This window comes from Peteryoungia aggregata LMG 23059 (assembly GCF_030814435.1).
GTDB classification, from domain to species: domain Bacteria; phylum Pseudomonadota; class Alphaproteobacteria; order Rhizobiales; family Rhizobiaceae; genus Allorhizobium; species Allorhizobium aggregatum.
Map to the genome: position 1 here is coordinate 33,522 of NZ_JAUSUW010000002.1, position 18,487 is coordinate 52,008.

General features: G+C 62.4%; 17 protein-coding genes and 1 tRNA gene. 5 read left to right on the forward strand and 13 right to left on the reverse strand.

Features of this window, described 5'->3' with window-relative positions:
• Positions 1–30 precede the first annotated feature (30 nt).
• Both J2045_RS03130 and J2045_RS03135 read right to left on the reverse strand, forming a co-directional pair.
• On the reverse strand, positions 31–2,529 hold the full coding sequence (locus J2045_RS03130) for a methyl-accepting chemotaxis protein (protein ID WP_307369318.1): 2,499 nt from the start codon (positions 2,527–2,529) through the stop codon (positions 31–33).
• Positions 2,530–2,736: 207 nt separating this feature from the next.
• Positions 2,737–3,048 carry a YjiS-like domain-containing protein gene (locus J2045_RS03135; RefSeq protein WP_307369320.1) on the reverse strand — a complete coding sequence of 104 codons (312 nt, stop codon included), beginning with the start codon at positions 3,046–3,048 and terminating at the stop codon, positions 2,737–2,739.
• A gap of 192 nt (positions 3,049–3,240) precedes the next feature.
• Here J2045_RS03135 and J2045_RS03140 point away from each other — a divergent pair, with 192 nt between their 5' ends.
• Complete coding sequence (locus J2045_RS03140) at positions 3,241–4,194, forward strand: LysR substrate-binding domain-containing protein (protein WP_166601856.1); 954 nt, start codon at positions 3,241–3,243, stop codon at positions 4,192–4,194.
• Positions 4,195–4,199: 5 nt separating this feature from the next.
• Here the strand turns inward: J2045_RS03140 and J2045_RS03145 are convergent, their stop codons facing one another.
• A complete protein-coding gene (locus J2045_RS03145) occupies positions 4,200–4,826 on the reverse strand; it encodes a TetR/AcrR family transcriptional regulator (RefSeq protein ID WP_307369323.1) in 627 nt (208 codons plus the stop codon).
• A gap of 128 nt (positions 4,827–4,954) precedes the next feature.
• Entirely contained in the window at positions 4,955–6,103 is a 1,149-nt protein-coding gene (locus J2045_RS03150) for a DUF3734 domain-containing protein (RefSeq protein WP_307369324.1), read from the reverse strand.
• 189 nt (positions 6,104–6,292) lie between these two features.
• On the opposite strand from J2045_RS03150, the gene J2045_RS03155 reads away from it, so the two are divergent.
• Positions 6,293–6,748, forward strand: coding sequence for a hypothetical protein (locus J2045_RS03155; RefSeq protein WP_307369327.1), 456 nt, complete (start codon positions 6,293–6,295; stop codon positions 6,746–6,748).
• A gap of 72 nt (positions 6,749–6,820) precedes the next feature.
• Here J2045_RS03155 and adhP read toward each other — a convergent pair whose 3' ends face one another.
• From adhP to guaB, 5 genes are all read right to left on the reverse strand, one after another.
• Complete coding sequence (gene adhP / locus J2045_RS03160) at positions 6,821–7,849, reverse strand: alcohol dehydrogenase AdhP (protein WP_307369329.1); 1,029 nt, start codon at positions 7,847–7,849, stop codon at positions 6,821–6,823.
• Positions 7,850–8,009: 160 nt separating this feature from the next.
• Entirely contained in the window at positions 8,010–8,885 is an 876-nt protein-coding gene (locus J2045_RS03165) for a dienelactone hydrolase family protein (protein WP_307369331.1), read from the reverse strand.
• A 114-nt stretch (positions 8,886–8,999) separates the two neighbouring features.
• The gene (locus tag J2045_RS03170) at positions 9,000–9,785 is read right to left on the reverse strand and encodes a dioxygenase family protein (protein WP_307369333.1); all 786 of its coding nucleotides are present in this window, start codon (positions 9,783–9,785) and stop codon (positions 9,000–9,002) included.
• A gap of 25 nt (positions 9,786–9,810) precedes the next feature.
• The gene (locus tag J2045_RS03175; RefSeq protein ID WP_307369334.1) at positions 9,811–10,320 is read right to left on the reverse strand and encodes a hypothetical protein; all 510 of its coding nucleotides are present in this window, start codon (positions 10,318–10,320) and stop codon (positions 9,811–9,813) included.
• A 56-nt stretch (positions 10,321–10,376) separates the two neighbouring features.
• Entirely contained in the window at positions 10,377–11,867 is a 1,491-nt protein-coding gene (gene guaB / locus J2045_RS03180) for an IMP dehydrogenase (RefSeq protein ID WP_307369336.1), read from the reverse strand.
• A gap of 304 nt (positions 11,868–12,171) precedes the next feature.
• On the opposite strand from guaB, the gene J2045_RS03185 reads away from it, so the two are divergent.
• Positions 12,172–12,483 (forward strand): ATPase inhibitor subunit zeta, encoded by a 312-nt coding sequence (locus tag J2045_RS03185; RefSeq protein WP_166601848.1) that lies wholly within the window; start codon positions 12,172–12,174, stop codon positions 12,481–12,483.
• Positions 12,484–12,523: 40 nt separating this feature from the next.
• Here J2045_RS03185 and J2045_RS03190 read toward each other — a convergent pair whose 3' ends face one another.
• Positions 12,524–13,513, reverse strand: coding sequence for an MBL fold metallo-hydrolase (locus J2045_RS03190; RefSeq protein ID WP_307369338.1), 990 nt, complete (start codon positions 13,511–13,513; stop codon positions 12,524–12,526).
• A gap of 242 nt (positions 13,514–13,755) precedes the next feature.
• On the opposite strand from J2045_RS03190, the gene J2045_RS03195 reads away from it, so the two are divergent.
• Positions 13,756–15,162 (forward strand): DHA2 family efflux MFS transporter permease subunit, encoded by a 1,407-nt coding sequence (locus J2045_RS03195; protein ID WP_307369340.1) that lies wholly within the window; start codon positions 13,756–13,758, stop codon positions 15,160–15,162.
• On the opposite strand, the gene J2045_RS03200 is transcribed toward J2045_RS03195, so the two are convergent.
• The 3 genes from J2045_RS03200 to J2045_RS03210 are packed head-to-tail and all read right to left on the reverse strand — an operon-like array spanning position 15,163 to position 18,026.
• Positions 15,163–15,546 carry a VOC family protein gene (locus J2045_RS03200; RefSeq protein ID WP_307369342.1) on the reverse strand — a complete coding sequence of 128 codons (384 nt, stop codon included), beginning with the start codon at positions 15,544–15,546 and terminating at the stop codon, positions 15,163–15,165.
• A gap of 12 nt (positions 15,547–15,558) precedes the next feature.
• Complete coding sequence (locus tag J2045_RS03205; protein ID WP_166601844.1) at positions 15,559–16,335, reverse strand: RlmE family RNA methyltransferase; 777 nt, start codon at positions 16,333–16,335, stop codon at positions 15,559–15,561.
• Positions 16,336–16,337: 2 nt separating this feature from the next.
• Positions 16,338–18,026, reverse strand: coding sequence for a Ppx/GppA phosphatase family protein (locus tag J2045_RS03210; RefSeq protein WP_307369345.1), 1,689 nt, complete (start codon positions 18,024–18,026; stop codon positions 16,338–16,340).
• 287 nt (positions 18,027–18,313) lie between these two features.
• Here J2045_RS03210 and J2045_RS03215 point away from each other — a divergent pair.
• Positions 18,314–18,387, forward strand: a tRNA-Gln gene (locus tag J2045_RS03215).
• The last annotated feature ends 100 nt before the right edge of the window (positions 18,388–18,487 follow it).

Below are 18,487 nucleotides of genomic sequence, written 5' to 3' on the forward strand. Positions count from 1 at the left end.
GCCGTTTGGCATTCTGGCGGCAGTCCAGCCTCAGAATTCTTCCCATTCGTTCTCGGACTTGCCGTCCTTGGCCTGATTGAGCTTGGCGCCAAGGCCGATCGAGATCTTGTCCATCAGCGAACGGGCCGGCGAGGCGACGGCGCGATTGCCCGCTTCGGCAGGAGCGACCTTGGGCTTGAGGAAGGACCGCGACGCGGGTTTGGCGGCACTCGATGCCGGCTGCGACGCGGCCGGCTGGGCCGGACGGCTGAAGCCTGTATCACGCTGGTCGGCGAAACGGTTCTGGAGGCTGGAGGCATTGGCCTCAAGCGTGAACTGCCCGACCAGACCAGAGAGCATTTCGGCATCCCGCGTCAGGCCCGACATTTCGGCATTGGTCTGTTCGGCAGCCCGCGCGTTCTGCTGGGTGACGTTTTCCATTCGGGCGACGGCGTCGTTGATCTCGTTGAGGCTCGCCGATTGCTGCTTTGCCGTGGAAGCGATCGAATGAATGTGGTCGCCAATCTGCACAACCTGGCCGGCAATGGAGGAAAGCACCGTTCCAGTCTCACGCACCAGGCCGACGCCGCTGGCGACCTCCTCACCGGACTTGGTGATCAGCGCCTTGATATCCTTAGCGGCCGTTGCGGAACGCTGGGCCAGTTCACGGACCTCCTGGGCAACAACCGCGAAGCCCTTGCCGGCTTCGCCGGCGCGGGCCGCCTCAACGCCGGCATTCAAGGCCAGCAGGTTGGTCTGGAAGGCGATCTCGTCGATGACATTGATGATCTTGGAGATCTCGCTTGAAGCATTTTCGATGCGCTGCATGGCGTCGACGGCACCGCCGACGATCTCGCCGGAGCGATCGGAATTGGCGCGAGCCTCGCGGGCGAGACGGGACGCGTTTTCGGCGCGCTCCGAGGAATGACGGATCGCTTCCATGATCTGGCGGATCGCGGTCGAGGTTTCGACGAGGGCCGCTGCCTGCTGTTCGGTGCGCTGGCTGAGATCGGCGGTGGCCGAGCTCACGGTGCCACTCTTGCGATTGATCTCGGTGACATTGCCATGCACGGCGGAAACGGTGCCGGAGAGGCGTTCGAGGGAGGCGTTGAAATCGAGGCGAAGCCGATCAAGATTGCCGGCCAGCGGCTTGCGGATCGTGCCGGTCAGATCACCGTTTGCCAGACGCTGCAGGCCAGAGCCCAGCACTTCGATGGCTTCGGTGAGCTCCGCCTGGGCTGCGGCCCGTTCCGCCTCACGCTGATGGCGTTCGCTTTCGGTGGCCGAGCGACGGCTTTCGTTTTCTGCTTCCAGCTCGCGCTTGTCGATTTCGGCCTGACGGAAGACCGCGACCGAACGGACCATGTCGCCGATCTCGTCGGAGCGGTCGACACCCTTGAGATCGATGTCGGTATTGCCGTCGGCGAGCCGGCCCATCGAGGTGACGAGCTCGGAGATCGGCCGGGTCAGGGTACGCGAGAAGACGAAACCGACGAGCGAACCGACAAGCACCAGCACGGCGCCGATGCCGACTGATTTCAATCCGGCCGAGACGAGCTGCTGAAATACCTCGTCTTCACCAATCAGAGCGACGACAGACCAGCGCACATCACCGAACTCCAGCGGGACCACTGCGGCATGGCTCGTGATACCGCGATACCCTTCGATGTCGCCGCTTGCATCCTGGCCACCCATCGAAGACGTGAGCAGCGGCGAGTTTATGCCGACCTTGAGGCTGTCGGCATCAGTCGTTCTGGGGCTGTCGGAAACCAGCATGCCCGACTTGTCGACAAGGAGGGTCTCTCCGGAGTCGCCGAGACCGCGGGTATTCGCAAAGATGCTATTCAGCTGGTCGTTCGGCAGCTGATAGGCCAGAACGCCGAGCTTCCGGTCGTTCATGATGATCGGAACGGCAACGAAGGCAGCCGGTGCGCCGCCAGAGGGTTCGTAGGCCTCGAAGTCGGAATTGGCGAAAGTCTCGGGATCGTCGCTCTCAATGGCCTTCTTAAAGACCTGGGCGAGACCGGTGTCCTTGTAAGGTCCGGTCAGCAGATTGGTGCCGAAATCGCGCTCTTTCATCACGGTGTAGACGATGTTGCCGTCCGCATCGATCAGGAAGATGTCGTAGTAGCCCTGTGCCTTCAGATGCTTGAGGAAGGTGGCGTGACCCTGACGGTGGGCGCGGTCGTAGCTGTCCTTCTTCGCACTGTCGAGATTGTACTTCTCGCCGACCGGATTGGGGTTGTCGTCGATGTAGCGTTTTTGCAGTTCGATGGCCGGGTTGTCGCCGAGCTTCGGCCAGGCCCCGGTGATGCCGAATAGCGATTGTTGCGTCATCATGTCGGCAGCGGTGCCTCGGGCATCAAGCCTGATGGCTTCGAGGAAGCGTCGCGTTTCGTTGCGACGGCCGTCGGCGGTCGCCTCCAGCTTCTGGTAGACCTGTTCGTCAAGGATCCGGTTCTGCTGAACCAGGCCAATCGCCACGGAAGCGCTCAGGATCACGAGGGCGAAAAGAGTTGCCGCCAAAGGCAACTTTGTCGAAATACGCATGAAGGGTCTCCGCAACAGGTAGCACGTCAGGCGTTTCCATCGCTGACATATGGCCGTTAGCAACAGGTTACTTCCGGTCGCTTTTCCCTTCGAATTTCACAACAGGCCTCGTTATTTTAGCGTTTACAAAAAAGCCCGGCCCAAAACAATCGGGACCGGGCAAGAGGCAGGGCTATTGGCTATCACCCTGCGGGGATGGAAGGCGAATCACTCGGCCTTGTGACCGCGAAGGGACCTTTCGGCGCGGCGGCGGGCGAGACGGGTCAGTTGCAGCGAAGGATCGTCAGCATAGCCGTGCCGGCGCAGCACATCCCGGACCTCGCCTTGGCTCAAGCCGAGATCATTCAGGAGGCGCTCGTCGAGATCGGCGAGGCTGTTCGCGGCAAGACGATTGCGCACAGCAACGCGAAGGGATCCGAGCCAGCCATTCAAGCCAGCGAGACGCGCAGCAAGCGTCCGGGCCGGTTTTTCAACGGCAAGGTCGAGGTCGAAATCGAGGATCCGATCGTTCGTGCGCATGGCTATCTTCCTTTCAGCGGGCACGAGAAAACTGTCCCGTCTGCGAACGCAGACAGGTGACGGGGTTTGAGGTGAAGGCTTGGCCGGGAACCGGTCGGTGAGAATTACACCGCTGAAGATGCCGAAAGGATATTGATCAGTCCAACGAATGTTTCTAATGATAACCATCAACACTTCTGATGGACCATTCCCATGTCGGCTCCCCTCGATATCGATCAGTTGCAGACCTTCATCGCCATCGTCGACACCGGCAGCTTCACCAAGGCGGCCGGGCGCGTGTTCAAAACACAGTCGGCGGTTTCCATGCAGATGCGCAGGCTCGAGGAGCGCGTCGGGAAACAGCTCTTCATCAAGGACGGTCGCGGCAACAGGTTGACGGCCGATGGCGACAAGCTTTTGAACTACGCGCGGCGCATCATCCGTCTCAATTCGGAGGCGATCGCTGCCTTCGACGACAACCGTCTCGAGGGCACGCTGAGGATCGGAACGCCGGACGATTATGCCGACCGCTACATGCCCGAAATTATCGGGCGCTTTGCCAAGACCCACCCGAATGTCGAGCTCTACATCGTCTGTGAACCCTCCGTGGATCTTGCCGAGAAGATGGCAAAGGGGGAGCTCGACATAGCACTCGTGACCCACAATCCCCTGCTGCGGCAGTCTGATGTGGTGCGGACTGAGCCGCTTTGCTGGGTCGGTTCAGCCAATCACCCGCTGAAGGACGATGCACCCGTACCACTTGCCGTGGGACGCCGCGATTGCCAGTGGCGCCAGCTCGCATGTTCGGCTCTGGACGCGGATGGACGCAACTATCAGATCCTGTTCACCAGTTGGTCCTCGACCGTCGTCGCTGCTGCCGTTCTGGCCGGCATGGCGGTTTCCATCCTGCCGGAGTCTGCCCTGCGCACCGGCATGAAGGTACTGACATCCCATGACGGTTTTCCACCGCTACCGCCGGTGCAGATCGGTCTGATGAAGCGGCCGGGGCTTTCGACGTCGCTTCTCAACGCGATCACCGATCACATCACCGCCTGCCTCGACAACATCACGCCGGCCCAGGTCGAAGACGAGATGGACGGCGAGCCCAAGACCTATGCGCGCTACTATCCGCGCCTTCGTGCGGGCCACATGATCCCCGGCTGGTGAGCGCCTCAGTAGGCGAAGACATTGGCGCGGATGAACCGCCGCCAATGGTCGAGATGAGCGCGGGCAACGTCATCGCTTTCGCGGCAGGCAAAGCGAATGACTTCGGCCGTCGACAGGATCATCAGCTTCATGTGAATCCGAAAGCGCTCGAAATCCGGCGCCGGCACGAGATGAGACAGGTCCTTGTGGAAGGTCTGGATCAGCTGATCGTGAAAGTCAGCGACCAGTCTTGAAAGACCATTGTCGGTCGCGACGACCTGCCAGAGGCTGATATAGATCGGCTCCTTGCGAAACCGCGCATAGATGTCGAGCAGACAATCGGCTGCGCGCTCGGCCGCATGGTCGAGCGATTCCACATCGGCGAAGATGTTGCGGAAGAGGTTCTCCATGTGGCCTGCCAAACGGTCGTGCAACGCCTTGACCACTGCAGCTTTCTGCGGGAAGAACTGGTAGAGGGAACCGATCGGGATCGCGGCCCGCTGGGCAATCTCGCTCATGGTGACATCACCAACCCCCTTTTCGAGGATCAGGGTTTCGGCCGCCTCCATGATCGCTTCGAGCCGCTGGATACTGCGTTCCTGCCGGGGCTGCTTGCGGAGCTGCAACCGGCCATCCACCATGTGTTCGTCCATCACCCATTCCCTGTCTGAAGCCCGTTCGCTCCCCGACCTCCTTCATGGAGATAGGTCCCCCATCTGGCGAAAACGTTAACAGGAGACAACAGTACCATGTTTGATCGAGCCTATCCAAAAAAGGTCGGTCATGTCGCCGGGCCACCAACCCTCAGATGACGCTCCCGTGCCAGGTCGAAGATCTGGATGCCATCCTTCGGGCGGCCGCGCCGACGCCATTTCGGGTGTTTCAGGGTGTAGCTCGCGTCGTCATAGCCCGCCTTCCAGTGTTCGTCGATCGAGCGGCGGGAGAATTCGGCATCCATCGCATGGGTGGCATGGCTGGCCCGGCGGTGGATGAGATGAACGATGGTCACGTCATATTCGTGGCCGATTGAGCGCAGAACTTGGGCATCCTCGTCATTCTGGAACTCCGGCGGGAGCTTCTCGAGCAGGCGCTTGGCGGCGCGGCGAACGACCTGACGGCGGGCGAAGTCGTCGGTATTCATGCGGGTTCGGCTCGAATAGCGGATTTCCTTGACCCGGCTTTCGACCTCGAACTGATCACGCGGCATGTCGCCCCGCGCGTTGAACAGGTCGACCTGGAAGATCTCCAGATCCCGCGACGCGTCGTTCACATTGAGAACGTGCTGAAGCGGCGTGTTTGAGACGAGACCACCGTCCCAGTAATAGCGACCGTCAATCTCAATCGGCGGGAAGCCGGGGGGCAGAGCGCCAGAGGCCGCGATATGGCGCGAATCCAGCCGACACATGCGATTGTCGAAGTAGGCGAAGTTGCCCGAACGGATCTCGACGGCGCCAAGGCTCAGCCGAGTCTGGCAATCATTGAGGAGATCGAAGTCGATCAACCGGTCGAGTGTCTTCATCAGCGGTTCGGTATCGTAGAAGCTGACATGCAGGTCCGGATTGGCGAACACCTGCATCGGCGTCATCAGCCGCGGCGAGAAGAAGCCGGGAACGCCGAACACTGCCCCTGCCATGGCCGCCGCGTCGTTCTGGATGCGGCGCAAAGTGTTGTCTTGGGCAGACCAGCCGAAGTCGAGCGTCGATGAGACCGTGTGCCAAAAGTCCCGCAGATTGGCAATGCGCTGTTCGCGGGGGCTGCCTGCGATGATCGCCGCATTGATCGCGCCGATGGAAATGCCCGCCAGCCAGTCCGGCTCGACATCGTTCTGATGCAGCGCCTCATAGGCGCCCGCCTGGTATGCGCCGAGAGCTCCCCCACCCTGGAAAACGAAGATGCGGTCGGTTGTGGCGTTGCTCTCTGCCTGGGTCATGTCGTGTTCCGTCACTTGCTGCAGTGCACAACATATAGCGACCAGTCACGCGGCCGACCAGTGCCGCCCCTTTCATGCAACGTTCACATTTGCAGCGATCTATTGCAGGTCCCTCCAAAAGTGATGCGATGTGTCGTCGCGGATCTGGATTATGAAGGAGGATATCGATTGTCCGGGGACCGACATCACATGATCCGATCAACTGCCCTTCTTTTCTGCGCAGCCCTTGCCGCAGCGACCTTCGCAACCAGTTCGGCAAGGTCTGACGAAGCATCCGTCGACCAGCAGATAGAGTCCCTTCTAGGGGACGCTGCGGACTACAAGGAACTGTTTTACGCTTTCAAGGTGGCGCTCGAGGAGGGCAAGTCCGATATCGTTGTGAGCCTCGTGAGTTATCCGCTGACCGCCAATATCGATGGTGAAGAGACGACCTACGCCTCCGAGCAGGAACTGCTCGACGCCTATGATTCCGTCTTCACAGAGACGATCGTCGAGGCGGTCTCCAACCAGGAGTATGGCGACCTCTTCGTCAATTCCGAAGGCGTGATGATCGGCAATGGGGAAGTGTGGATCTCGGGCATCTGCGAGGACAGCGCCTGCACCAGCGCTCAGCCCCGCATCGCCGTCATCCAGTCAGGCAACTGAGCCGTGCGGCCTCACCTGAACGCGAAGGAGGCGGCATCAAGATGCCGCCTCCTTGCAATTTGAGCCAACGCGTCAGGCGGCGAGATCGAGCACGATGCGGCCGTCGATCTTGCCCTGTTCCATGCGATGGAAGATCGCGTTGATGTTCTCAAGCTTGTCCCAGCTGAAATGCGAGGCGACCTTGCCTTCACCAGCGAATTGCAGGCTCTCTTCCAGATCCTGACGCGTGCCGACGATCGAGCCGCGCACGGTGATGCGCTTCAGGACTGTCTCGAAGACTGGCAACGAGATGAAGCCGGGCGGCAGGCCGACGAGCGACATGGTGCCCTTGGAGCGCAGGAAGCCATAGGCCTGCTCCATGGCCTTGGGCGAGACAGCCGTGACCAGTGCGCCATGCACGCCGCCGGTTGCCTTCTGCACCTGCTCGATGGCATCAGCCGCCGTGCCGTTCACCACCATGTCAGCGCCGAGGTCGGTTGCGAGCTTCAGCTTCTCGTCGAAGATGTCGGCGGCCACCACATGCATGCCCATCGCCTTGGCATATTGCACGGCCATATGGCCGAGGCCGCCGATGCCGGAAATGACGACCCATTCGCCGGGGCGAACTTCGGTTTCCTTGAGGCCCTTATAGACTGTCACCCCGGCGCAGAGGATCGGTGCGGCCGCACCGAATTCGAGATTGTCCGGCAGGCGGCCGACATAGTCCGGATCGGCGAGGCCATACTGGGCGAAGGTGCCATTGACCGAATAACCGGTATTCTGCTGGCTGCCGCAGAGCGTTTCCCAGCCGGTGCGGCAGGGCGAGCAGCAGCCGCAGGCGGTGTGCAGCCACGGTACGCCGATCCGGTCGCCTTCCTTGATGCGGGAGACGCCGGAACCGAGCTTCGCAACATAGCCGACACCTTCATGGCCGGGAATGAAGGGCGGGCTGGGCTTCACCGGCCAGTCGCCGTTGGCGGCATGCAGGTCGGTGTGGCAGACACCGGTGGCCTCGTATTTCACCAGGATCTGGCCCGGACCGGGTTCCGGGATCGCCATTTCCTCGATCACCAGCGGCTTGCCGAATTCGCGGACCACTGCAGCCTTCATCATCGATGCCATGTCAAGCTCCCGTCGGTTTCTCGTGTCATTTCCCCCGGCGCTCGACCGGCGGGTATGGCGGGAGGTTATCCGCGGGATGGATGCGATCGGTTGATCGGTGTCAAACGGGCAAATATTTCATCAGTTTGTCATGTTTGGGGAGCCAAGGGCTCCCCAATGGTCAGGCGAGGTTCTTCTTGAGGAACTCGACCGTGCGTGACCAGGCGAGATCGGCGGCGGCCTTGTCGTAACGGGCGGCCGAAGTGTCGTTGTTGAAAGCGTGGTTCACGCCCTCGTACATATGAAGCTCGTAAGTCTTGCCGTTGGCGTCCAAGGCTGCCTTGTAAGCGTCGATACCCGCATTGATGCGGTCGTCGAGGCTCGCATAGTGGAGCATCAGCGGCGCCTTGATTGACGGCACCTGATCGGCCGGCATCTGCAAGCCATAATAGGCGACACCGGCGCCGAGTTCGGGAGAGGCGACCGCCATCCGGTTGACCATGCCGCCGCCCCAGCAGAAGCCGATCGCACCGATCTTGCCATTGGTCTTCTGGTGGCCGGCCAGGAAGACGCGTGTGGCCTCGCCATTCGCCGTGGCGGCGGCCATGTCCAGCGACTGGAACATCGAGCGGGCCTCGTCCTCATTGGCCGGCGTGCCGCCGATGGGCGACAGGAAATCGGGTGCCAGCGCGACGAAGCCCTCGAGCGCCATACGGCGGGCGACATCTCGGATATGCGGGTTGAGGCCGCGGTTTTCGTGGATGACGATCACGGCCGGCAGCGGGCCGGCGGCATCCTTCGGAAAGGCCAGATAGCCCTTCATCTCGCCCGAGGCGCCGGGATAGGTCACATCCTGCGCATCCAGACGCGGATCGCCCTCCTCGACGAGGGTCGCATTCGCCTGGCTGGCCGCCAGCATCGGCATGATCGCAGCGGCAGCGGCACCGGAGCCCGCGAGACGGGTCAGCTTCTCCATGAAACCGCGACGGTCGAGCGTCAGGTGGGTGTATTCGTCATAGGCGTCGATCATCGCCTGCGTGATGCCGGTCTTTTCCATGATATCCTCCTTTGCCGTATTACTCCGGTGCAACTTAGCGCCTGGGCATGACAGTCCCAGCCTGCGGCCCGTCATGGGGCAACACAGTTGCGTGATCCTTCAGGCAATCCGGGGTCAGCAGCGATCTTGCGCGAGGCCGATGGTGAAGCTCCCCTGCAGAACCCCGGCATCGAGCTTCTCGACGTCGAAGATGTAGTCGGCGACCTCGTTCTTGGAGAAGATGCCGTCGTTGTCGTTGCGGACCCGCCGCTCGCCGCGACCGGCATAGTCGGGATGGTCGGCATAGATGACGTCGCTCAGGCTGTCGTCGAACAGCAGTTGCGACACCAGCAGTTCCTGGCCGTCGACGACAACGCGCAGGTGAATGTGTACCGTACGGGTGCGATACCAGCCGGGGTAGACAGTGAGGAAATCCACCCGACCGTCGGAATCCGTCACCTGCAGTCCCCTGGCGAAGTCTGCGGCCTTGGCCTGCGGATCGTCGGGGTTGCACATGTTCGCAGCGTCTCCGGAATAAATCCCGCCGGCATTCGTGTGCCAGAGCTCGACGTTGGCGCCTGCGATCGGCCGGCAATCGGGCATCGAGACAAGCCTTATGGAGAGCCGCGTCGGCAGACCCGGGATGCCGGCGGAAATATCCTTGCGTAGCGGGCTTTCGACATGACAAGGGCCGAGCGTGCGCGCACAGGTCGCGACGCAATTGGGACTTGCCCGGAATACCGGCTCCGGCAGATCGGCCGGTATGGTCCGCGTGCCGCCCGCGAGAAAATCGCTTCCCTTCCAGTCATAGCTGCGCGTCGAAACACCGACGGCTGCCCGCGGAAAGCCGACATAGCCGGCAGAAGCCACGGCCAGAGCGGTTGCCGTTCCGCCGCCGATGATCAGGGTTCGTCTTTGCATTCCACCATCCTGCGCCAGAACGAAGTCAGGAATCGCCTATCGGTTTCGGTCCGAATGCGAGCCTGAGAACCACAATGCCCGAGACGACGAGAAAGACAAATTTCAATTGCGTGAGCCAGCTGATCACCTCGGCCATCCATACCGCCGCACCCGATGCCGGCACTGATGGCGGGAACAGCATAATGCACAGGATGTTTTCTGCGTAATCGATACCGGCATAGGCGACCGGGACTGCGAGCAGGAAGGGCAAGAGACGCTCGGCCGGGCGGCCGTAAAGGCTGGCACCACGCGCAAGCCGCTGCAGGAGAAGCGCGATGAAAAGCCCCAGCGAGGCCGGCAGTAGAAGATCCGGTCCGAGATGCATGCCACGCAGAAGTCCGGCCGCCTCCTGGCGATCTTCCAGCACAGTTCTCAATTCGAGCAGCCTCAGCGCGGTGCTCCCGATGTCGAGATCCGGCATCGGCCGATTGCCGGCAAGCTCTCTGAAGGGCAAGGCAAAGCCGAGATTCATCCAGAGAAGCAAGGCGACCGACAAGACGCCGCTCCCCCAGAGGAGCGGCGCCTTGGTCGGTCCGGGCAATTGCCCCAAAATCACGCAGCGCCCGGATAGTTCGGGCTTTCGCGGGTGATGGTTACGCCATGCGGATGGCTTTCACGCAGGCCCGCACCGGAAATGCGCACGAAGGTCGCCTTTTCCTGGAAGTCCTTGATGTCCTTGCCACCGACATAACCCATGGCGGCCTTGAGGCCACCGGCGAGCTGGTGCAGGACGGCCGAGACCGGGCCCTTGTAAGGCACCTGGCCCTCGATGCCTTCAGGCACGAGCTTCAGCGTGTCACGCACTTCCGCCTGGAAGTAGCGATCGGCCGAACCGCGGGCCATGGCACCAACGGAGCCCATGCCGCGATAGGCTTTGAAGGAGCGGCCCTGGTAGAGATAGACCTCGCCCGGGCTTTCGTCCGTGCCGGCGAGCAGCGAGCCGACCATGACGGCCGAGGCGCCAGCGGCGATTGCCTTGGCGACGTCGCCGGAGAACTTCAGGCCACCATCGGCGATAACGGGAATGTCGAGCTTGTTGGCTTCCTCGACGGCGGCCATGACGGCTGCGAGCTGGGGAACGCCGACGCCGGCGACGACGCGGGTGGTGCAGATGGAGCCCGGGCCGATGCCGACCTTGACGCAGTCAGCGCCTGCATCGATCAGCGCGCGGGTGCCCTCGCCCGTTGCCACATTGCCGGCGATGATGCGGATGGCGTTCGACATCTTCTTCACATGGGCGACGGCATCCAGCACCTTCTGGCTATGGCCGTGGGCGGTGTCGACGACGATCACATCGCAGCCGGCGTCGATCAGGCGCTCGGCGCGCTCGACACCGTCATCACCGGTGGAGATGGCGGCGGCGACGCGCAGACGACCCTGGGCGTCCTTGGCGGCATGCGGGTTGAGCTGTGACTTCTCGATGTCCTTGACGGTGATCAGGCCAACGCAGCGGCCTTCATTGTCGATGACGAGGAGCTTCTCGATGCGGTGCGAATGCAACAGGCGCTTGGCTTCCTGCTGGTCGACGCCGTCCTTGACCGTCACGAGGTTCTCGCGGGTCATCAGCTCGTAGATTTTCTGGTTGGGATCGGAAGCAAAACGGACGTCACGGTTGGTCAGGATGCCGACGAGACGACCGGGGCGGTTTGCACCCTCGACGACCGGAATACCGGAAATACCATGCGCGCCCATCAGCGCCTTGGCCTCGGCGAGCGTTGCCTCGGGGCCGATGGTCACCGGATTGACGACCATGCCGCTTTCGAACTTCTTCACCTGGCGAACCTCTTCGGCCTGCTCGGTGGGGGTCAGGTTGCGGTGGATGACGCCGATGCCGCCGGCCTGGGCCATGGCGATCGCAAGCCGGCTTTCGGTCACGGTGTCCATGGCTGAAGAGAGGATCGGCAGCGAAAGATCGATGTCCCGGGCAATCCGCGTCGCGATGTTGGTCTGCCCCGGCATCACTTCGGAGTGTCCCGGCTGCAGGAGGACGTCGTCAAAGGTGAGCGCTTCTGCGCCTGTTGCCGACATTACGATGCGTGCCATTGCCAATTCCTTCGTTTGAATAGGCAGAATCCGCCCGGAAAACGGGAAATCCCGTTCGGTCGCTTCTGCATGAAATGCTTGGAAGTTGGCGAGGGCTGGTAACACGTTCATGACAGGAAGGGAATAGCAAAACGCCGGTCTCATCCTTCGCTTGCCGCCGACATGATGGCTCATCCAACAAAATCGACAATCATTAGAATTTTAAACAGCGCCTACACGGTCTTTGAAGTCATCGCTTATATAAGGGATCTGCTCTCGGGGCTGGGGGCACAACAAAGAACAAGAAGACGAGGGGACTTTCATCATGACAGCATTGAAGAAGCGCGCACAGGCACTGGAAAACCAGTTTGCCCGCCAGGCCGAAGTCGAGTTCAAGGCCAAGGTGCGCGGCAGCAAGATGATCGGCCGCTGGGCCGCCTATACGATGGGTCTCGACGATGTCGAAGCCTATGCGCGGACTGTCGCCATCAAGCAGGTCGTCGAACCGCACCGCCTGCTGGAACTGCTACGCCAGGACTTTTCCACGGCAGGCGTCGAAGTCAGCCAGGCCGATATCGACAGCCGCATGCATGACTTTGTCGAGCAGGCCACCGCAGAGATCTACGCCGGCCGATAAGGCCTGCAGGGGCCGCACCTGAAGCGCGGCCCCCAAACCGTCAGATATCGAACTGATAGGCCTTGGGCACAAAGCGATAGCCCTGATCGACCTTCTCGACAAAACCCACGGCCGGAAACGGCATGTGGTAGCCGAGAAAGGCGAGCTTGTCCGTCGCCAGCATGTCAAAGACCCTGGTGCGGGTCGCTGCGGCTGCGGCCTTGTCCATGTCGAAGCGGACTTCCCAATCCGGCCGCTGGAGCGACAGCACGAAGTGGTTGGCCGTATCGGCGGTCAGGACCAGCTGACGGCCTTCCGACTCGAGCCTGTAGATCATGTGACCGGGCGAGTGACCGAAGGCGGCCATGCCGGTGATGCCGGAGACGACCTCGCCGCCGTCGCCGATGAAGGTCATCTTCTCGGCCATCGGCTTCACATTGGCGAGCACGCCCTTCTGGCCGTTCTCGGCCGGGGTGCCGACGCGCGCCGGATCGACCCAGAAATCATATTCCGCCTGGCCCGTGACATAGCGGGCATTCGGGAAAGCCGGCTGGCCGCCTTCCATCAGGCCACCGATATGGTCGCCATGCATGTGGGTGATGACAACGGTGGTGACATCCTCACGCTTGTAACCGGCAGCCGTCAGGCCCTCGACGAGGCGGCCGAGACCGTTCTGCCGACCACCTTCTCCGAGACCGGTGTCGAAGAGGATGACATTCGAGCCGGTGTTGACGAGGACAGGCGCGAAGCTGTTGACGAACTTGTCCGCCGGCAGGAAGTTCGCCTCCAGCAGCGCGCCGACCGTTTCGGGCGACTGATTGGTGCCGAAGGTTTCCTGCGGCTTTTCGGAGGTTCGCGAGCCATCCTTCACCACGACGACTTCGAACTTGCCTACATTGAAGCGATGGGTATCGGGCGGCATGGTCGTTGCGGCGCTCATCGGGGTCTCTGCAGTCGCCTGCTGCGCGAAAGCAGCACGGGTCATGATCATCGGTGCGGCCAGAGCTACACCGGCACTTCCGAGCAGCATACGTCTTTTCATCGAAATCATCGCAATCTCCTCAATCAAATCGCCTCGCCCCGAACGGGCTCACCTCGACATAGGGGAAAGGCCGGTTGTGGGTAGCGCTCTCACACCATCGTGATGCCGTGTACTGGAAACGAGGGGAGCCGCCCCCCGCCCTCCCCCTCTGTATTGTCGCGATCGAACTTGAGCGGCAAGGTTTCAAGCGCGCCGAGATTGCGCTATGAGAACCGGTCTCAACCGCGCCTGCGGTCCCGCCCGGAACTTCGATGAATCGCGTCACACCCCTCATTCTTGCCGTTGCGCTCTTCATGGAGCAGATGGATTCGACCGTCATCGCCACGGCGCTGCCGACGATCGCCACCGATCTCGGTGTCGGGCCGATCACGCTGAAGCTCGCGCTGACCTCCTACATGGTGGCGCTCGCGATCTTCATTCCCATCAGCGGCTGGATGGCCGACCGATACGGTGCCAAACGGGTGTTTCGCGCAGCGATCCTCGTCTTCATGCTGGGCTCCATCTTCTGCGCGATCTCCGATTCGCTGCTCACCTTCGTTGCAGCCCGTTTCCTGCAGGGCATGGGTGGAGCGATGATGACGCCGGTCGGACGTCTCGTGCTGTTGCGCACGACGAAGAAGAGTGAGCTGGTCTCCGCCATGGCGCTGCTCACCATTCCCGGGCTGCTCGGACCGATCACCGGGCCGCCGGTCGGCGGTTTCATCACCACCTTCTTCAGCTGGCACTGGATCTTTCTCATCAACATCCCGATCGGGCTCCTCGGCCTCTGGCTGTCCAGCATCTACCTGCCGGAGATCGAACCGATCGAGACAGCGCCGATCGACTGGAAAGGGTTCGTTCTGAGTTCGGCAGCCGCATCCGGGCTGGTCTTCGGGCTATCGGTCATGAGCCTGCCGGCGCTTCCCGTCTGGGTGGGGGCTGCGGCGACCGTGGTCGGGGTTCTGTCGATGGTGCTCTATGTGTTCCACGCCCGGCGGCACCCAGCCCCGCTGCTTGACCTGACGCTGTTTGCCAACAGGAGCTTCCGTGCCTCGATCATCGGCGGCACGCTGTTTCGCATCGCGGCCGGCGCCACGCCCTTCCTGTTGCCGCTGATGTTGCAACTCGGCTTCGGCATGACCGCCTTTGAATCCGGCATGACCACCTTCATCGCCGCCGTTGGGGCCATCTCGACCAAATTCATCGCGCGGCGCGCATTCGCTGCGGCAGGCTTTCGCAACGTGCTGATCCTGGCCGGCCTTTTCGGGGCATTGACCACGGCGGTGAACGCGTTCTTTACCCCGGCGACGCCGGTCGTCCTGCTGATGGCAGTCCTGCTCGTCGGCGGCTTCTGCCGCTCGTTCTTCTTTACGGGCGTGAACACCCTTGGCTATGCGGAGATCGAAGACCGGGATGCGTCGCAGGCAACCTCGCTCACATCCGTTCTGCAGCAGGTGAGCCTCGCACTCGGCGTCGCAGCTGCCGCCTCGATCCTCGAAGCCAGCACCCGGATCACGGGAGAAACGCTGTCGCTTGGTGATTTCCACCTCGCCTTTGCCGTTGTCGCCGGCCTCTCGCTGTTTGCGGTCGTGCCCTTCCTCGGGCTGCCGCGCGATGTCGGGTCTGCTGTCTCCGGATACCGACAGGCGAGCGAAGACGAGACGATGTCGGTGAAGTGACTATTCCGGCCGTTCGCAGAGCGCCGACAGCTTGTTGCCATCGGGATCGCGGACGTAGCAGGCATAGAAGTTCGGGTGGTGCGAACGAATGCCCGGCGCGCCCTCATCCGTGCCACCATTGGCAAGTGCAGCCGTCCAGAAGGCATCGACCGCTGCACGCGTGGTCGCCTCAAAGCAGGGCATCGAGCCATTGCCGACAGTCGAGGGGCTGCCATCGTAGGGGCGGGTTACCCAGAGACGGCAACGGCTATCGCCGGGTACGCCATAACCGACCTCGTCGGCCTCAGTCGCGCCCCTGATGAAGCCGAGTGTCGCCATGACCGGGTCATAGAAGCGCGCCGCGCGCTCCACATCGTCAGTGCCGAGAGTGATATAGGTGAACATGCCGCCCGCACCTCAATCCTGATCTTCGTCGGCGGGCATGTCCTCACGCGGATCGCGGGCAAAGCCCTCCTCGTCGAGTTCGACGATCGCCGGTCCATTGCGGCCCTTGAAGCCCTTGGCGAGCAGAAACATCTCGACCGATTCCTGGCGCGAGGAGGCCGGCTTGATGTGCAGCACCTGGCGGAAATTCTGCTTCAGCATGTTGAGCAGATCCTTTTCCGTGCCGCCCTGGAAGGTCTTGGCGAGGAAATGGCCGCCTTCGGACAGGACTTCGACGGCAAAATGCGCCGCCACCTCGCACAGATGCATAGTGCGGATATGGTCGGTCTTCTGGTGGCCGGTGGTGGGGGCCGCCATGTCCGACAGGACGAGGTTCGGCGTGCCGCCAACGGCCTCGATCAGCTGGCGCGGGGCATCCGGATCGAGGAAGTCGAGCTGCAGGATTTTTACGCCCGGGATTTGCGCCATTTCCAGGAAGTCGATCGCTGCGACGCGGATGTCCTCGTCAGTCGAATCGGTGACCTTGGCGGCGATCTGCGACCAGCTACCCGGTGCTGCGCCCAAGTCGATGATGCGCTTGGCACCTTTCAGGATCTGATGCTTCTCGTCGATTTCCAGCAGTTTGAAGGCGGCGCGCGCACGATAGCCCTCGAGCTTCGCCCGCTGGACATAGGGGTCATTGATGTGGCGCTCGATCCAGCGCCTCGACGACGCCTTCAGCTTGCCCTTCTTGACCTTCTGGCCGAGCTTGCGGCCGGTTCTGTTCCCGCCGATGGGTGGCTTTGCCATGGTCAGCGCTCCTTTACGGTCTGCGGCCGGCGACTGCGGCCACGTCGCCACACGCCGTCATCGGCCATCATGTCGGTCAATAGTCCCTCGCGCAGGCCACGGTCGGCGACACGCATGCGGCTGGCCGGCCAGCGGCGGCGAATGGCTTCGAGGATGGCACAGCCGGCCAGAACGAGATCGGCGCGGTCCGGGCCGATGCAGGGATTGCCGGCACGACCGGCATAGTCCCAGGAGAGAAGCTTGGCCTGCATGGCGGTCACCTCGGCATCGGAGAGCCAGAGGCCATCAACCTTCCGGCGGTCATAGCGCGGCAGGTCGAGATGGACACCGGCAAGTGTCGTGACCGTGCCGGACGTTCCAATCAGGTGGAAATCCTCGGGGAAGCCGTCCGGACCCGCCGGCAGTTCGGGGCAGTCGAAGCGTTCGAGCATGCCCTCGACCTCGCGGGTCATGGCCTCGAAGATATCAGGGGTCACGTCGCGACCGCCATGGCGCTCGGACAGCGTCACCACGCCGACTGGCAGAGAGGTCCAATGGGTGATGTGATTGGCAAGCCGGCTGGAGCGATTGTCGCCGATCTTGATCACGGCGATTTCCGACGAGCCGCCGCCGATGTCGAAGAGCACCACGGACCGAGCCTCGCGACCGACCAGCGAGGAACAGCCGGACACAGCAAGCCGAGCCTCGGTCTCGCGGTTGATGATCTCGAGGCTCAGGCCGGTCTCGACCGTCACGCGCTCCAGGAAGACTTCCCCGTTTTCGGCCGCGCGGCAGGCTTCGGTCGCGATCAGCCGCATGCGCCTGATATCGCGCGCGCCGAGCTTCGATGCACAGATGCGCAAGGCCTCCACCGCCCGATCCATGGCATCCTGCGACAGGCGACCGGTGGCGGCCAGGCCCTCCCCCAGACGCACGATGCGCGAAAAGGCATCAACCACACGAAACTGACCGGGTCGGGTCGGCTGGGCGATCAGCAGTCGGCAGTTGTTGGTTCCGAGATCGAGCGCGGCATAGAGATCGTCGGCGACACCATCCGCCGCCAAGCGCAGGCGACCGGCAGTCTGGATCCCGCCGTGTTGCTGCGGCAGGCGCGACGACGTCACCGGAGCACTCTGCGGCTCCGGTCCGCGCACCTTGGCGGCGGTCACCGAAGGCGGTTGCGAGCCGGCCAGCGGGCGAACATGGCCCGGTTTCTGCGCCACGGCATGGCGGCTTCGATTGCGCTTGCGCTTGCGACCGGCGCGATGCGCTGCCGGGTCGGACAGGTTTTCGGAGCTGTTCTGGCCGTTTTGCGACGACTGGCGATGGCCAACGGCGTTGCCTGCCTGCATTCCCGGGCGATCCGACGCTGTGAGGGGGCCTTTCGGCGCAGCAACTGCGGCGTGGATATCGTGTGTGACCGGGCTCGCGGCAGCGTTGCGGTTGCCACCAGGCTGTTCGGATGGCGCAGCACCGCCCTTGCCGCGCCGACGGCGCTTGCGCTTGCGGATGGGACCATCCGCAAAGACTGATTCGGAACGTCGCTCGGCAACCGGCGTGGCTGCCGATCCTGCCGAGGCAGAAGCATCGTGACCGTTCCTGAGCGGCCCCGTCTTCTTGCCCTTGCCGCGCCGGCGAGGAGACCCGCCCTTGCGCTTGCCTGTCGACGCCCCCTCGCTGTTCGGCTGTCCGCCGCGATTGGGGTCTGTCACTGAAGTTATCCACTGCACCGCGCAACGCGCCAAGTCCGACGCATGCCGCTGGTGTCATCATTCGTTTCGTTGGACAAAGCATACCAGCGCCCGCCCCTGGCGCCAAACGGTTTTTCAGAAGCGCTTCAAGGGGCAATATGAGCCACGCTGCTCCGGCTTTTTTCCTCTCGAATACGCCTGCGCGGGGGCCGCATTTGCGCTCCTGTCATTTTTTTGAAATTCGGTCTTTGCAATGCCGGATGTTTTGGCTATAAGCCCGCTCACCGGTCGCTGCGGCGGCACCCTGGTGGGGAATAGTTCAACGGTAGAACGACGGACTCTGACTCCGTTAATCTTGGTTCGAATCCAGGTTCCCCAGCCAATTCTCCCAAAAAGCCTTGATTCTCACGTTTTTCCGTCGTGCCGGATCCCGTTTTGGCGTCATCGGCGACCTGATGCCCAAAACTGATGCCCAAAGGTGG

Coding starts and splice junctions, on each gene's coding strand:
- J2045_RS03130 (WP_307369318.1), bottom strand. CDS start 2,529: ATGCGTATTTCGACAAAGTTGCCTTTGGCGGCAACTCTTTTCGCCCTC.
- J2045_RS03135 (WP_307369320.1), bottom strand. CDS start 3,048: ATGCGCACGAACGATCGGATCCTCGATTTCGACCTCGACCTTGCCGTT.
- J2045_RS03140 (WP_166601856.1), top strand. CDS start 3,241: ATGTCGGCTCCCCTCGATATCGATCAGTTGCAGACCTTCATCGCCATC.
- J2045_RS03145 (WP_307369323.1), bottom strand. CDS start 4,826: ATGGACGAACACATGGTGGATGGCCGGTTGCAGCTCCGCAAGCAGCCC.
- J2045_RS03150 (WP_307369324.1), bottom strand. CDS start 6,103: ATGACCCAGGCAGAGAGCAACGCCACAACCGACCGCATCTTCGTTTTC.
- J2045_RS03155 (WP_307369327.1), top strand. CDS start 6,293: ATGATCCGATCAACTGCCCTTCTTTTCTGCGCAGCCCTTGCCGCAGCG.
- adhP (WP_307369329.1), bottom strand. CDS start 7,849: ATGGCATCGATGATGAAGGCTGCAGTGGTCCGCGAATTCGGCAAGCCG.
- J2045_RS03165 (WP_307369331.1), bottom strand. CDS start 8,885: ATGGAAAAGACCGGCATCACGCAGGCGATGATCGACGCCTATGACGAA.
- J2045_RS03170 (WP_307369333.1), bottom strand. CDS start 9,785: ATGCAAAGACGAACCCTGATCATCGGCGGCGGAACGGCAACCGCTCTG.
- guaB (WP_307369336.1), bottom strand. CDS start 11,867: ATGGCACGCATCGTAATGTCGGCAACAGGCGCAGAAGCGCTCACCTTT.
- J2045_RS03185 (WP_166601848.1), top strand. CDS start 12,172: ATGACAGCATTGAAGAAGCGCGCACAGGCACTGGAAAACCAGTTTGCC.
- J2045_RS03190 (WP_307369338.1), bottom strand. CDS start 13,513: ATGATTTCGATGAAAAGACGTATGCTGCTCGGAAGTGCCGGTGTAGCT.
- J2045_RS03195 (WP_307369340.1), top strand. CDS start 13,756: ATGAATCGCGTCACACCCCTCATTCTTGCCGTTGCGCTCTTCATGGAG.
- J2045_RS03200 (WP_307369342.1), bottom strand. CDS start 15,546: ATGTTCACCTATATCACTCTCGGCACTGACGATGTGGAGCGCGCGGCG.
- J2045_RS03205 (WP_166601844.1), bottom strand. CDS start 16,335: ATGGCAAAGCCACCCATCGGCGGGAACAGAACCGGCCGCAAGCTCGGC.